The following is a 13546-nucleotide window of genomic DNA, read 5'->3' as shown; positions in this document are numbered from 1 at the left end:
CCTATAGGACAGGTGCGTCCGCAGTATGGAAATTAAGGATTAATAAGTGCTTAAAACAGGCTTATTCATCGAAAAAAGTCGATATTTCTAGAGTTTCAGCGAAGTGCTCTCTTTTTTACAGCCTGACGCCCGATTTGCTGGAAAAAGAAGGTCTTACTTCAGACCTTCCTTAGAGAAATCTATGTTAGAGTCAATTTCTTATCATGCTCCTAACAGCCTGACTGCTTGGTTTTTCATAGCCGACACAAACGTAACCGTATCTTTAACATTTGCAAAATCGCCGCAAATAGAAAAAAGACGAAAGTATCGGGCGCGAATTGAAAAAATCCTTGAGAGCGCTTCTAATGCGTATAAGGTATCACACCACCCTCTTACTCATCTTCTAGCAAAGGATGAATTTAGAAAAACTTTGATAGCTGAGATGTTGAAGATTTCAGAGCAACCTTCATCTTTTGTAGAAGTACAAGAAAGCAAGCACCCAAGAAAGCTTGCGGTAATGGCGCTAGATATCGACTATTTCAAGCAGGTTAATGATACTTGGGGGCATTTGTATGGAGATCAAGTATTAAAAACATTTGGAAAAAGACTTGAAGAGGTTGCGCTAAAAATTGAGAGTGAAGGTCCGTATGAACCGACAATTTATGTAGGTCATCCATCTGGAGAGGAGTTCTTGATTTTAATTAGTGCTAACACAACTAAAGAGCAATTTCAAATTTGGGCAGATGATTTTAGAACAACCATTTCTGAAGAAATTCTTCCGACACAAAAAGAGTGGGAATGGCTATCCGAAAGTAGCGATACCTCAGCCCTCAACCTTCCCCAAACTCAAGATAGAACTGTTACAACGAGCATTGGGGTAGCACTCCACAATCATGTTCCGTCATCAGACTCTACACTAGACCCCTCAGCTGCTCTTCTTGATCGGGCTGATACTGCATTGTATCGGGCCAAAGCGGCAGGACGAAATCAAGCAATTTTTTACGATGAGATACTCTCTTCTTGCGGGCGAGTAATAGAGCAAGACTTAAACACTGGCGTGATAGCTATTGATATAGGATCTAACGTAGGCGTTACGACCGGACAAGAATTTAAAGTTTTTAATCCAAAATTTTCTGGCTATAAAAAGTTTTCAGTAAACGATGGTAGGACCACTCGAACCTTAGGGACTTACCCCCGAGTAGAAAGCGCAAGGATTGTTGTTTTTGACTGCCAGCCAGAAATATCGTTCGCTTCTATCGATTCGATTGACAATGTCAGTATTAATATTGAGGTTGGATCTATTCTAGAGGCGATTCCCGCAGGAAGTATAGGTCATTTACTTCCAAACTCTTCCAGATACTTTCCCTCTATTAATGATAATCTACGCGCGGGAGGTGCAGAGGCAGTTCAAGAGTTTTTGAAAAACAACCCAAAAACTAATAAGCCTTATGCTCTTGTTGTTCGCTTTATCCGGGAGCCAGAGTACCTAAGGAAATATGGTACGGCCGCCCTTAACAATGCTCTGGCACGGCTCTATCGATCTGCACAATCTGAATTTCAAAGCTCGCGCAGCATTGAAGTTTTAGATAGGTCATCGATATGCGTAGTAGGCACAGATAAAAGCTACAACGAAAACTCAATAGATAACTTTGTGGACCGCCTTGCTGACGAACTTCCAGAGCTAGGCGTTTTAGGAGGTGTTTTTTGTAATGACGATCTAAATCTTTTTGCAAAAAAAGATGTAATTTTAGATCCTGTACATGCGATAGAGCTAGCTCGTTTTGCTTCATCCGAGCTGGGCAGGGATCCGCAAGTTAAAGTGAGGCATTTCAATCCAAGAACACCTAATCAGGTTTTCAATGCATTAAGAGAAACACGATCGTATGAAATAGCTTACGCTGACTTTGAAAGGCTTATAAGCCTTGGGGTAAAACTCCCTGATATTTATAATCATGGGGGGCTAATTTCGAGCGGTTTAGGGGATCGTCAAAAAGCGCTTAAGCACTATTTGACTGCTACAAAAATGTCTCCTGGAGATTATATTTATAAAACAAACGCCGGAACAGCTGCATACTCTTTGAATGAAATTGAAATCGGCCTCGAAGTACTCAACACCCTTACTGATGAAGAAGTAGAAAAGGCTAAAACATCTCATTCTTATGGCTATATGTCCTATGCATCACTTTTGGCAACGGCAAAATTGAACGGCCTTCAATCATTTAACCATGACCGATTTGTTGCTATGGCGCCCGTCGCTCTCGATATGCCAGACATCCTTGAATATGCCTCAAAAAATATAAACAAGGCGCTCTCAATGTATTAATTTTTATTGCTAGGTCTTTGGTAAGACACCCTCCGCGAGGGAGGAGGCTGGTCTCAAAAATATTTTGAGGTGGCTCTCCTTGTTGACTTTAAGACATAGCAAGAGACTGCTATTGGCCGATTTCTGCCTGTTGCGACCGGTTGAATACACAGCCAAATGCGGACATTCGACTTTGTTCGCTTACGATCTATAGCAGCCGGTGACAATCGGCTCCAACCGACCCAGAGCGACCGTCTTGTTCGGGTCGGTCGGTCGGTCGGTCGGTCGGTCGGTCAAGGAAGGCAGTAATCGGCCAGAAGCAGAAGCTCAACAACCAGCCGAGATAGCATTTGCGCGATTTTCTCAGTGGAGCCCCATGGAGCTTAAGCGGCGGAGTTTTGCTGCCAGCCCCCTAACCTGCGACGGCAGGCGTGGATTACCAGGGCCAATGTGCGCAGACCAATCCCGTCGACCAAAGCCCGGGGGATCTTATTGATCCTGTCGCCAACATGGCGGGCGAGAATGGTGGCGCCGAGAATTCGAGCGCCCGGAGTTCGGTCAGCCCAGCGCCGTTATGTGCCCTCAGCTGTATTCGATCACACCGAGCTTCTGTCATTTTCCAGCCGCTTCAGTGATGCCTTCTCAACGCCCATGAACATCTCCATGCACCATTGAGACACCTTTGGCTGCCCGTAAGGGCTAGTTTCCCAAGACATGGGGATCTCTGACGCAACCAGCCGCGTCTCAATGCACCAACAACACAGCCGTTGTGTCCCTGCGCTTGATTTTCAGGCGCACACCTTGGGTCTGCAGATATTTCCCAAGCTGCGCTGCCGGCCTATCGAAGTCCTGATCGGTCATCGCCAGCGTCGCCATGTTGGCTGGATGCACCAAGCGCTCAAGGGTGACCATCCCGATCCACAGGGCGCCGTGTAAATCGTCTGGCGCAACGACTTGGTAGGACGTCGGCCAAAGGCGTATTACGAGGCGATGCGACGGATCCACTTCCCGTACAAAACTCATTGTTGGCGACTCGCCTTGGTGAAGCTTCACCAGCACCGGGAGTTGTCCGACGGTGGTGGACGGCAACAGCCACAAAAGCGTTGTACGCAGCGTCCATGGTGGCGGCCTGTGCCACCCGCCTGCTTCGAGCTCTTGTACCATCTGATTCGCTGTGCCGGCCCACTGCACCGACAGCGGCTCCTCATGATCACCATCGACCTCGGTTCGGCGGGCAGGCAAACGCTGCCATCCATCTACCCACCAATCGGACATGGTGGGCGAGGAAGTGAATTGGCGGGGCGCATACCGAACGGCATCTGCCGCATGATGTGTTGCAACCACCGCGGCCCCCACCAACATCAGTGTGCACAGTGCGGTGACTGACAAGGCGCGTGCAGGCAGTTGCTCTGTGCGTACATGGCACATATAGACGATGCTAAGCAGTGCCACCCAAGCCGTGCCTAAACTAAGGCTGGCAAGCACGTCTGACAGCCAGTGCGCTCCGAGGTACAACCGTGAGAATGCGATGAGCCCTACCAGCCCGACTACCAGCAGCGTGACGGTGAACCTGATTTTTGGGCTCTTCGCGCGCGCCAGCAGGAAAGCCAGGAAACCGTAGACCACGATGCTCGACGCAACATGTCCGCTCGGGAATGAGAATCGGTCGGCACCGTCGTACATGACAATTGGACGAGCACGTTCCAACATCATCTTCAAGATCCAGACCAATGCCTGAGAGAAACCGACGGCCGTCAACCAGTACGCCAGTGTGCGCCAACAGCGTTCCCACGCGAGCACTAAGGCGACGGCGGCGATGACGGTGATCGCAACGATCGCGCTGCCGAGTTCGGTGACGGCGATCATCACGTTGTCAACGAAGTCATTGCGCAGTTTTTGTAGGGTCACGAACACGAGGTGATCGAACTGCACCAGTGGATCGCTCGATAGCACGTCCTCTGTGATGCCAAGGAACATCCAGGCCCCGCCAAGCAACATCACAGCAGCTATGAGCAGGCCAAGCGACTCCGGCCGCTCGGGATCCAGCAGCGACAAGGCGATTTGCGGCAAGACTCCGTGTCTGGCACGCGCCCACCCGACCACCCTGTCGCGCTGTCGGCTGACGAACGCCCGGGCGCTGCGATGAGCCAGGCGAAATAAAACGATGCACAACCAGATGACGGCGACCAGTCCAGCCAGAAGGATGAACAGGCGGGAGCTGACAGCACCGGCCAACTGCAGCGATGCACCAAAAAGTGCTCCGGGTAGCAAGTGTGCTGCCGACCACGCGATGGCGGATAGCACATTGACTACGGTGAACCGAAACACCGGCATGCCGGACATGCCCGCGACAACGGGAACGATTGCACGCAATGGCCCCAGAAACCGGCCCAGGAACACGCTCGCGCCGCCATGCTTTGCAAAGTAGGCGTGCCCTCGCGCGAGTAATTCTGGATGTGAACTCAAAGGCCACCAAGTGCCAAGCCTTTCCTGATAGTGGCGACCGAGCCAATAACTGAAGCCATCGCCGAGGATGGCACCGATCACGGCCACCACTGCCACCCAATAGGGGTCAAGGACCTGAAGACCGATGAGAATACCGGCAGCGACGACCACCGAGCTGCCAGGGATCACAGTACCGATCACCGCCACCGACTCCAGCAATGCTGCGGCGAACACCACGCCAAGCGCCAGAGCAGGGTGCAGAGAGAGGAAGTCGATCAAGGCCTGCACCCGTTCACCTCTCCCGTTGCTTTCGAATCAATTGCCGCGCTGAACGTCCAGTTCTTGTGGGGCTCGTCGACTCGCGCCAGCAGGCGCTGCGCTGCTCGTCATTCGACAGGTGCAGGAACACCTTGACGATGCGTGTGCCGTTAACGTGCAGGTGTCTTTCCAGGTCGACGATTGACCGGAAACGGCCGTTCCACCCCGACTCGTCGGCGTCTTTGACGCCTGACATCACATGGCCAATCGCACCGTCCTTCCCTGCCGTGTGCATCGCCTGAAACACCAACAGCAAAGCGTACCGGTTCGACGCGTAGAGCAGCCGTTGCTGGTCGCTCAGTTGATCGACGTGGTTCTGCAACACTTTGCGGTACGCCTTCTTTGTCTTGCACAAGGGTTTTGCTTTCGTGGCCCAAAGCCCAAGGTCAACCTCGTCGTCCTCGCGGAATCTGAAATCAGAGACGTCGATGTTCATGGGGGTCAAGGCTTGTTGTGGCAGGTTCGAGTTCCGATTTCACACGTTGCAGCCGTGCGCGCACTTCTTGCGCGACGCCGGCGACTTCCGGGTTGCTGGTCAGTTGCAGTACAGCCACAGGGTCCATGAATGCGACCACCAGACGCCCCTCTGCCTCCTCGCGCACAACCACGTTGCAGGGCAACAGCAATCCGATGTTGGGTTCGGCATTCAGGGCCTGGTGGGCCAGCGATGGATTGCATGCACCCAGGATCCGATACGGCCGTACATCGAGATCGAGTTTCTCCTTCATCGTCGCCTGAACGTCGATGTCGGTAAGAACACCAAAGCCTTCGGCCTTGAGTGCGTCGGTGACGCGAGTGACGGCTTGGTCGAACCCCATACCGGTAAGCTCGCAGTGAAATTCGTAGGCGGGCGAGGAGGAATAATTCATGACGTACTCCGACAAGTTGAAGTGAGGCTCAAAACCAGACCATACGGCCCGAGTCAGTGCTGCTTTTCGTCGGAAACGGCACGCGCAGGGTGGAAGGTCCGAGCCCTGCATTAATGCACTCAATGCGCACCGCCACCAAAGTTCATGATGGTTGCTCCACACCGCGAAGTCAGTGCGGTGGCGAACATTGGTAGGATCTGAAACGATCGTGGTATCGCTAACGGTCGCACTCGCTTGCTCGCCCTCCCGAGGCAAACCTCAAAAATCAATCGTTCCGTAGCCGCTGTGTGCGTTGCCACACCGACAACCCACACATATCCCGCTTACGCTGCGGTCTGATCGGGCAGATTGACTCTGCGGCCGGCGTAACAGGGAAATCTCTATGAGAACATCCATCACGCTTGCACTTGCACTTGCACTTGCACTGCTGTCGCCTGTCTACGCCTGGGCACAGCTTTCGAACAGCCCGATCCCCGATTTCACGGCGACTGCGCTCACCGGGCAGACAGTCAGCGCCGCCCAACTGATCGGCCAGCCGACAATCCTGATCGTCACGCCGAGCACGGACGCGGCAAAAAGCACCCGCTTGTGGGCAGAAGCCCTGCGCAAGAACATCGACCAGACCCAGGTGCGTATCAGAGACGTGCTCGCGATCGACCTGCCGTTCTTCATGAGCGAGGAAGACGCGATCGGCCGAGCCAAGGAAAAAATTCCGGCGCGCTACCAGGACCAGACCTGGATCTTGAGTGAGTCGAGCCTCGAAAGCGCTTTGAACATCCCGCGCGACAGTGCCAAGGCATTCGTGTTTGTGCTCGACGCGAAGGGCAGCGTCATCGCGCGCGTCGAGGGCGATCCGGACGACGCCAAAATCATCGAGGTGGAAAAAGCAGTTCGCTCGACCCAGTAACGCGGCAGCGGCACATCGTCTCGATTGTATTGAGGATTCCCGATGGACATGACCGACCTTCTGACCACACTGCAAGACACGTTCTTCGACTGGATCGAGCGAAAACTCTATACACCACACAGTGTATGCGGCGTCGGTTTTATGCTTGCGATTGATCTGCTTGCATTCGATGCGATGCTGCGGGCGGTCCGCACTTGAAATACCAGCCCCCCGAAAGCAAGACTCGGACCGATGTAGCAAGACGCGGTTCGAAAACTTAAACGGTAGTGAGGTCTCGTTCAGTGCGCGTCTGGATGCCTGGTCCGAGGCTGACGAGTTGAAGTGAGGCGTCGTGCAAACATTGCTGCAGAAGTACTGGTATCGACTTAGATCCAGTTTATGGTTCGTGCCAGCGACCATGACCTGCCTGGCCGTGACATTAGCCCTGTGCGCAGTGGCTCTCGACAGGACCGTGACCAACGACTGGCTGCAGCTTTTGGGCTTGAGTTATTCGGGCGGTGCGGAGGGGGCTAGCCTGCTACTGGGCACCGTGGCGGGGTCGATGATCGCCATCGCCGGGACTGTTTTTTCGATGACACTGGTGGCGCTATCGCTCGCCTCGTCCCAGTTGGGCCCGCGCCTGCTGCGCAACTTCATGCGCGATACCGCCAATCAGGTGGTACTGGGCACGTTCGTGGCCACGTTTTTGTACTGCCTGATCGTGCTACGCACCATCCGGCGCGCCGACGAAGTTGCATTCGTGCCTCATCTCTCCATCAGCATCGGCGTGTTGCTGGCCATTGTCAGTGTTGGGGTGCTGATCTACTTCATCCATCACATCTCGGTCTCGATACAGGCGGATCAGGTCGTGGCTCGGGTCGGCCGGGAACTCGATGACGGTATCGACAGGTTGTTTCCCAGTGACCTTGGCGACCCTGGATCCGCAGCCTCAAGAGCACCAAGCGAAGTCAACCTGCCAGCCGAGTTTGCACGCGAGGCATGTCCTGTGGGTGCCCTTGAAGACGGCTATCTCCAGATGATCGATGCTGATGCTCTGATGGCGTTGGCCAGCAAAGAAGATCTGCTGCTTCGGCTGGAACGCCGGCCTGGGCACTACCTTGCCAAGGGCAGAGTGATGCTGATGGCCTGGCCCAAGGATCGTGTCACCGAAACCCTTGCAGGCAAATTGAACGCCGCCTTCGTGTTGGGAAACCAGCGCAGCGCCGCCCAGGATGTCGAGTTTTCTCTCCAGCAGTTGGTCGAGATCGCCGTGCGGGCATTGTCACCGGGTATCAACGACCCGTTCACCGCGGTTGCCTGCGTGGATCGGCTGGAATCGGCCCTGTGCAATCTGGCCCGACGCGAGATTCCATCCCCCTATCGATTCGACGAGCACGGGCAACTGCGGCTGATAGCATCGGGAGCCACTTTTGCCGGCATCGTTGATACCGCCTTCAACCAGATCAGGCAAAGCGCTCGATCGAACCCGGCCGTGGCAATCCGCATGCTCGATGCCATCGCCCAGATCGCAGGCCATTTGAGCTCTGCGCAGCAGGCGACATGTCTCCAGCGCCACGCGGGCATGATCGTCAAAGGGGCGCGAGAAGCTGTGCCGGAAGCGGAGGATGTGCTCGCCGTCGAAGCGCGCTTCACCACGGCGACACGTGCTCTGCGCGTTTTTCGCGGCTGACGCAATGATGCGTGTCGCGGTGGGCCTTACACCCGCATCAACATCGACGCCCCATGTGCGTGAGCGGGTCTGTAGTCAGACTCGAGGCAAGCACGGTGTGTGCGCCAGCGAACAGACGTCAGCCCCTGCGGCCAGCACATTGGTTTCATCGCCAACTCATCGCGCCCCTCAACGCCGGCGGGTGTCACCTCTCCCCCGCTGACACCCCTGCCATCCACGACTCACCAACGCATCCCGTCGATGCGCAGTGGTCGCCATCCCGAAAGGAAGACGCGCCATGCTGCACAACCAGAAAGCCATCGACAAATGCGTTGTCAGCACTGCCGGCGGCAACATTGGCCAGGTTAAAAATATCGACTTCGACGAAAACGCCTGGGCTACCCGCGACCTCATCGTCGACACGGGGAGTTGATTGTCGGAACGCAAGTGCTGCTCTCGCCCACTTCGAGGCGGTTGATCGAAGTGGCGCCGTCGACTAAAAAGGAAACCACATGAAAATCGACGCCAATGCATACAAACTCCATGAAGGCGACGCCGTCGACCTCGGTCTTTGGCCTACCAACGTCAAACCGCTGTGCAAGTCGAAGAAGAAGTACCACAAAGTGCTGCAAGACCATGTCGATCAACTGAGCGATCAGCAACGCATGCTCTACGCGTCTAACCGCCATGCTTTGTTGTTGGTGTTTCAGGCGATGGACACTGCAGGCAAGGACGGCGCGATCCGCCACGTGATGTCGGGTGTCAACCCGCAAGGCTGCCAGGTATTCAGCTTTCAGCACCCGAGTGCACGGGAACTAAAACACGACTTCCTCTGGCGCACCTCCCGCGACCTGCCTGAGCGAGGCCGCATCGGCATCTTCAATCGCTCGTATTACGAAGAGGTGCTGATCGTCCGTGTGCACAAAAGCCTGCTGCACAGCGAGCGCATTCCCGATCCTGCGCCCGACGAATCAGTGTGGCACGGTCGTTATCGATCGATCGTCGATCTGGAAAGGCATTTGCACGCCAACGGCACGCGCATCGTCAAAATATTCCTGCACCTGTCGAAGGAGGAGCAACGCAAGCGCCTGCTGGCGCGCATTGATGAGCCCGACAAGAATTGGAAGTTCAGCAAGGCCGACATCGCCGAGCGCGAGTACTGGGACGACTACATGCAAGCCTATGGACATGCCCTGGGCGCGACCAGCACGGCGGACTCGCCCTGGTTCATCGTGCCGGCCGACAACAAGCACAACGCGCGACTGATCGTGTCGAAGATCGTGCTCAATGCATTGGAAGGTCTGAAGTTAAGTTACCCGGCGGTCAGTGCGGCGAGGCGGCAGGAACTGAAAACGATTCGAAAACAGCTTGAGAAGTGAGCAAGTGCACAGGATGGGGATTGGGGGGCATTTTTGGCTGGTAGCGGATCGCTTGACTGACAACCAACCACCGACAGAGCACAAAGCAAGGTTAGGAGGCGTTTCATCGGTGATGGGCTACCAACTTCCGTATGGGATGCCAAATTTCTCGATATAGCGCTTGGACTTTTCGTTCACGGGATACGCGTAACGCCCTTCGTTCTTGCCCTGGCTCGGCCCCAAAGGTTCAATCTCGGCCTGCGCTCGTGCGACTTTGACAGGGTGATGGCACGAATCTCTTACCCAAACCTGCACCACACCACCGGGGGCCAGCCCCAGATACACCGAAGCCATAAACCTTGCTTCCTGATCAGGTGTCTTCGGGCAACGTTGATTAACGGAAGACACCATCAATTGCCTGGCCTCCTCTGGAATATCCACCCATGCTTGCCACGTTTTTTGTTCGACGATTGATTGCCAACGAACCCAGATGCGCACTGGTAAATCTGGCAACCCACTGACTCTTCACTTTGGCGGCGTCTTGATAAATCGAGGTTATTTTGACGTCTGTGTTGATCGACACCTGAAGCGTTTGCATAGGACTGACCAATACGCACTCTTCAACCTCATCAAGGTAGCTACCACCAATATCCGAATGGACGCCGGGGCACGTGTATTCCGGGTAATCGGGCTTGACTCGGCTGAGGGCAAAATTAGCCCGACATTCATCCCGGGCGACCAAGTGGACGACGTTATGGAAGAACCGACGATCAAAGTAAAGCCTCACGCCTGGAGCGATGGGACTTTTCACTCGACCAAAATTGGTGAAGCCGGCAATGGAGGGCACTGTATCGAACAACCCGATAAAGCCCATATTGATGCCACCACCGTACTCGTCGCTAAAGGTACGGCTGAAATTTTTGGCAGTAGTTAACGAATCCCTTAACGGCCCCTGCTTGCCTCTGACAATTTCATTAGAGAAGTGGCGAGCCGCTGCTGCCCCTCGACTAAACCCGAAGGTGTCAAAGGTGATTGAGGCTATTTCACTGTTTGGATTCTCTTGAAGGGCGTCTTCGATAACTTGTTTGATGAAGGTAAAAGACGTTTGAACACGACCGGCGACTCCCGTCTCTCCGCGTCCCATACCCTGTCCGACCAAACTGTCCTTTTCATTGGCTCGCGTGCCAATGCCTTCGATATACAAAGGGCGAGAAACCTTTTTTATCGCCCCTTCTCCCTCGCCTATCGGTGATTCGTAATAGAGGTCAGCCAGTTTTTTTATATTGGTTGCATCGGCGCCATAGCTGCTATCCGGATCCCCCATATAGGGTGTGCAACTCGCAGGAATATCCTGCGGCGCAATCGGATGCTGCGCGCCACACAGCAACCCAGCGGCCGTGTTATTCGCATTATTCCCGGTGCCATCAAAGAACACCCCAATCCTCAACGCGATGCCGATTTTCTCGGGCGCGGGTGCGGGTTCTTTCCCGTGTTTTTCGTATTCAGCCCAACGCTGGGCGTGGATATCGACGGGTTTGGCTTCTTCGTAGCGATAGTTTTTCGGGGGGTTGGGGACATAGCCGCTCAATCCTTGATTCCTTGCTCTGATCCTTGAGAACGGCCCGAAGGGTGACAGCCGAGGCTTGGGGGCGCAAGGCGTGGCCGTGTGCCAGCCCGGTTGAGACAGCGTGGTTTGACGAGGGTTTCCCCTCGTCGTGGTGGTTGGGTTATTTGGGGATTTCGACGTTGTCCAGCGCTTGGTTGACGGCCAATTCCGCAAGCATCACGACTTGCGCGATGCCTAGTGCGGTTTTGCGGTGAGAGGTGTGTAGCATCGCGGCGAAGTTCATAAGCATTTCGCTGGCTGAGCCGAGGGTTTCGCTTGCGTTGGCAAGGAGGGATTCGGTGTCGTACTTCGGGTTGGCGAAGTACATGCGCTCGGGTTCGTTGGTGCTGGCCATGATTTGGTCAGCGGGTTTTAGATAGTGGTCGAGGGCGCGTTCGGCGGCTTCGTGGAATTTCTTGGAGTTGGGGGATTCGTAGGGGGATGCGGCGTCGGTGGCTGGCGGGTTTGGGGTTACTTTGAACATGGTGAAACTCCTAGTTATTAAAAAGGAGCCATCACCTTCGCTACCAAACGAGGGTGGCGGCCATACGCGGGTTGGTAGACCGGTAACTAGGACCCGGCACACCCGAAGGTGTCCTGCGCATGGCCACCATTGAGCAGAGACCTGACAGGGTCTGCGAACGGTGCGCGATGCGACTAGTTATGGCGGGCTACCAAACCCGATCACTGTTTTTCAGTGACCGACAGACGATAGAACCCGCGCGCTAGACGCACAAGCCGGCGGATTCTGGCGTAGTCGTAGGCGATGGCGCAAGACGTTGTAGGGTTTGGATGGCGACAGGAGGTTTCGCTTAAACAGTAGCGTTATTTTCTGTTTATTTATTCGGTGAGTTCGGTGGTGTTTGAACTGGCGTCATCGCGAGCAGGCTCACTCCTACAGGGGAATGCGTTCTGCATCACCGGCCTTGTTCATGCTGTGTAGCGTTGAATCCGGAACACCAGGCTGGGTGCTTTGCCCGGTACATCGTTCAGTTGGCCGAAGCGACGCATGCCGATTTTCTCCAGAACCTTGATCGACGCAACGTGATCAGGCCTGACCAATCCGAACACTTCAGGTAAGTCGAGGTGTTCGAATGCCTGGATCAACGCCGCTTGCCCCGCCTCCGTTGCATAACCGTGGCCCCACGCTTCGATGGCGAAGCGATAACCGAGGTTTATTCCCGGTTTCCCCAGATAGTCATGCGCCGCTATGCCGGCGAATCCCAGGATATGGTCGGGGGCTTGTGCGTCGCTGATCGTCCACCAGCCATAGCCATGGGAGGCCCAGTGTTCGATCCAGCGATCAAGCAGTGTCTTTGCCTGCGCGAGGTGGGTCATGGGGCCGGCGGGATTGAACAGGTTGGTTTGCTGATCGCCGAAGATCGCGAAAACGGCGGGCAGGTCAGCGAGCTGCGGTCGTCTGTAGATCAAGCGTGATGTCGGGGCACTCATTTTTTGCCGGCTGCCAGATGATGCGCAACCAGCGCATTGGCATGCCCGTGGCCCATGCCATGTTCATCTTTGAGCCACGCCACCAGCTCCATGTGTTTTTTATCGCCGACGCTGGCGAGCAGGTGCAGCCAGTGGTCGATGGGCTGGCCGTACTTTTTCTCGATGGAGGGGAAATACGACGCAGGGCCTTTTACTTTGTTCTCTTCGCTCATGCTGCACACTCCGTTGGGTCGCGACGGAGGGTCGGCGCACGCTCCTTGTCGGCAAGGCCTAAGAGTGGACGCGAAGTGCGGTTCCGGCAACTGCCCCGCGCTACCGGACGCCGCTCCCACAGAGTTTGAGGTGAATGGGCTTATTGCGTATCAGAACGGCCCGGCAGCATGCGCACGAGGGTGTTGTCGCGCACCCAATAGTGGTGGAACAAGCCTGCCGCGGCGTGCAGGCCGATCAGTGCGCGAGGTCGGGGAATGGTTTGTCGCCGGCGGCGTGCAACCTGTGGGAGCGGGCTTGCTCGCGAAGGCGTCCGGTCAGTCAGCATAGATGTCGACTGGTTAGACGCTTTCGCGAGCAAGCCCGCTCCCACAGAGTTTGAGGTGAATGGGCTTATTGCGTATCAGAACGGCCCGGCAGCATGCGCACGAGGGTGTTGTCGCGCACCCAGT

General features: G+C 55.1%; 12 protein-coding genes and 3 pseudogenes. 6 read left to right on the top strand and 9 right to left on the bottom strand.

Annotation, left to right across the window (positions count from 1 at the left end):
- Positions 1-181 precede the first annotated feature (181 nt).
- Positions 182-2302, top strand: a complete 2121-nt coding sequence (locus K5E40_RS33360; RefSeq protein ID WP_221734328.1) for a GGDEF domain-containing protein — start codon at positions 182-184, stop codon at positions 2300-2302.
- Between the two features lie 723 nt (positions 2303-3025).
- Here the strand turns inward: K5E40_RS33360 and K5E40_RS33355 are convergent.
- The 3 genes from K5E40_RS33355 to K5E40_RS33345 are packed head-to-tail and all read right to left on the bottom strand — an operon-like array spanning position 3026 to position 5913.
- On the bottom strand, positions 3026-5005 hold the full coding sequence (locus K5E40_RS33355) for a bifunctional DedA family/phosphatase PAP2 family protein (RefSeq protein WP_221734327.1): 1980 nt from the start codon (positions 5003-5005) through the stop codon (positions 3026-3028).
- 13 nt (positions 5006-5018) lie between these two features.
- A complete protein-coding gene (locus tag K5E40_RS33350) occupies positions 5019-5480 on the bottom strand; it encodes a hypothetical protein (protein ID WP_260456236.1) in 462 nt (153 codons plus the stop codon).
- Positions 5461-5913 carry a DUF302 domain-containing protein gene (locus K5E40_RS33345; RefSeq protein WP_221734326.1) on the bottom strand — a complete coding sequence of 151 codons (453 nt, stop codon included), beginning with the start codon at positions 5911-5913 and terminating at the stop codon, positions 5461-5463. Before K5E40_RS33345 ends, K5E40_RS33350 begins: the two co-directional genes overlap by 20 nt.
- A gap of 382 nt (positions 5914-6295) precedes the next feature.
- On the opposite strand from K5E40_RS33345, the gene K5E40_RS33340 reads away from it, so the two are divergent.
- The 5 genes from K5E40_RS33340 (at position 6296) to K5E40_RS33325 (ending at position 9847) form a co-directional block, all read left to right on the top strand.
- Complete coding sequence (locus tag K5E40_RS33340; protein WP_221734325.1) at positions 6296-6820, top strand: peroxiredoxin; 525 nt, start codon at positions 6296-6298, stop codon at positions 6818-6820.
- A gap of 42 nt (positions 6821-6862) precedes the next feature.
- A complete protein-coding gene (locus tag K5E40_RS33335) occupies positions 6863-7018 on the top strand; it encodes a hypothetical protein (RefSeq protein ID WP_221734324.1) in 156 nt (51 codons plus the stop codon).
- A 133-nt stretch (positions 7019-7151) separates the two neighbouring features.
- Positions 7152-8489 carry a DUF2254 domain-containing protein gene (locus tag K5E40_RS33330; protein ID WP_221734323.1) on the top strand — a complete coding sequence of 446 codons (1338 nt, stop codon included), beginning with the start codon at positions 7152-7154 and terminating at the stop codon, positions 8487-8489.
- Positions 8490-8766: 277 nt separating this feature from the next.
- On the top strand, positions 8767-8901 hold the full coding sequence (locus K5E40_RS35290) for a hypothetical protein (protein WP_260456235.1): 135 nt from the start codon (positions 8767-8769) through the stop codon (positions 8899-8901).
- Positions 8902-8980: 79 nt separating this feature from the next.
- Positions 8981-9847 carry an ADP-polyphosphate phosphotransferase gene (locus K5E40_RS33325; RefSeq protein ID WP_221734322.1) on the top strand — a complete coding sequence of 289 codons (867 nt, stop codon included), beginning with the start codon at positions 8981-8983 and terminating at the stop codon, positions 9845-9847.
- A 117-nt stretch (positions 9848-9964) separates the two neighbouring features.
- On the opposite strand, the pseudogene K5E40_RS33320 reads toward K5E40_RS33325, so the two are convergent.
- The 6 genes and pseudogenes from K5E40_RS33320 to K5E40_RS33295 form a co-directional block, all read right to left on the bottom strand.
- Positions 9965-10333, bottom strand: a pseudogene (locus K5E40_RS33320) (DUF2931 family protein); the annotation flags it as partial.
- A gap of 1 nt (position 10334) precedes the next feature.
- A pseudogene (locus K5E40_RS33315) lies at positions 10335-11414 on the bottom strand (phospholipase effector Tle1 domain-containing protein); the annotation flags it as partial.
- A gap of 139 nt (positions 11415-11553) precedes the next feature.
- Complete coding sequence (locus tag K5E40_RS33310; RefSeq protein ID WP_221734320.1) at positions 11554-11916, bottom strand: DUF6124 family protein; 363 nt, start codon at positions 11914-11916, stop codon at positions 11554-11556.
- Between the two features lie 446 nt (positions 11917-12362).
- Positions 12363-12884, bottom strand: a complete 522-nt coding sequence (locus K5E40_RS33305; RefSeq protein WP_221734319.1) for a GNAT family N-acetyltransferase — start codon at positions 12882-12884, stop codon at positions 12363-12365.
- Entirely contained in the window at positions 12881-13096 is a 216-nt protein-coding gene (locus tag K5E40_RS33300; RefSeq protein ID WP_221734318.1) for a DUF4287 domain-containing protein, read from the bottom strand. Before K5E40_RS33300 ends, K5E40_RS33305 begins: the two co-directional genes overlap by 4 nt.
- Positions 13097-13236: 140 nt before the next feature.
- Positions 13237-13335 (bottom strand): annotated as a pseudogene (locus K5E40_RS33295) (cytochrome B); the annotation flags it as partial.
- Positions 13336-13546: the final 211 nt, after the last annotated feature.

It is taken from the genome of Pseudomonas baetica, assembly GCF_019733355.1.
Classification (GTDB): domain Bacteria; phylum Pseudomonadota; class Gammaproteobacteria; order Pseudomonadales; family Pseudomonadaceae; genus Aquipseudomonas; species Aquipseudomonas baetica_A.
The sequence above is the reverse complement of the archived record's forward strand: the minus strand, read 5'-3'. Positions and strand labels throughout refer to the sequence as shown.

Excerpts from the sequence above, each read along its gene's own strand:
- K5E40_RS33305 (WP_221734319.1), bottom strand. The coding sequence starts at position 12,884 with ATGAGTGCCCCGACATCACGCTTGATCTACAGACGACCGCAGCTCGCT.
- K5E40_RS33350 (WP_260456236.1), bottom strand. The coding sequence starts at position 5,480 with ATGAACATCGACGTCTCTGATTTCAGATTCCGCGAGGACGACGAGGTT.
- K5E40_RS33300 (WP_221734318.1), bottom strand. The coding sequence starts at position 13,096 with ATGAGCGAAGAGAACAAAGTAAAAGGCCCTGCGTCGTATTTCCCCTCC.
- K5E40_RS33360 (WP_221734328.1), top strand. The coding sequence starts at position 182 with ATGTTAGAGTCAATTTCTTATCATGCTCCTAACAGCCTGACTGCTTGG.
- K5E40_RS33310 (WP_221734320.1), bottom strand. The coding sequence starts at position 11,916 with ATGTTCAAAGTAACCCCAAACCCGCCAGCCACCGACGCCGCATCCCCC.
- K5E40_RS33325 (WP_221734322.1), top strand. The coding sequence starts at position 8,981 with ATGAAAATCGACGCCAATGCATACAAACTCCATGAAGGCGACGCCGTC.
- K5E40_RS35290 (WP_260456235.1), top strand. The coding sequence starts at position 8,767 with ATGCTGCACAACCAGAAAGCCATCGACAAATGCGTTGTCAGCACTGCC.
- K5E40_RS33335 (WP_221734324.1), top strand. The coding sequence starts at position 6,863 with ATGGACATGACCGACCTTCTGACCACACTGCAAGACACGTTCTTCGAC.
- K5E40_RS33345 (WP_221734326.1), bottom strand. The coding sequence starts at position 5,913 with ATGAATTATTCCTCCTCGCCCGCCTACGAATTTCACTGCGAGCTTACC.
- K5E40_RS33340 (WP_221734325.1), top strand. The coding sequence starts at position 6,296 with ATGAGAACATCCATCACGCTTGCACTTGCACTTGCACTTGCACTGCTG.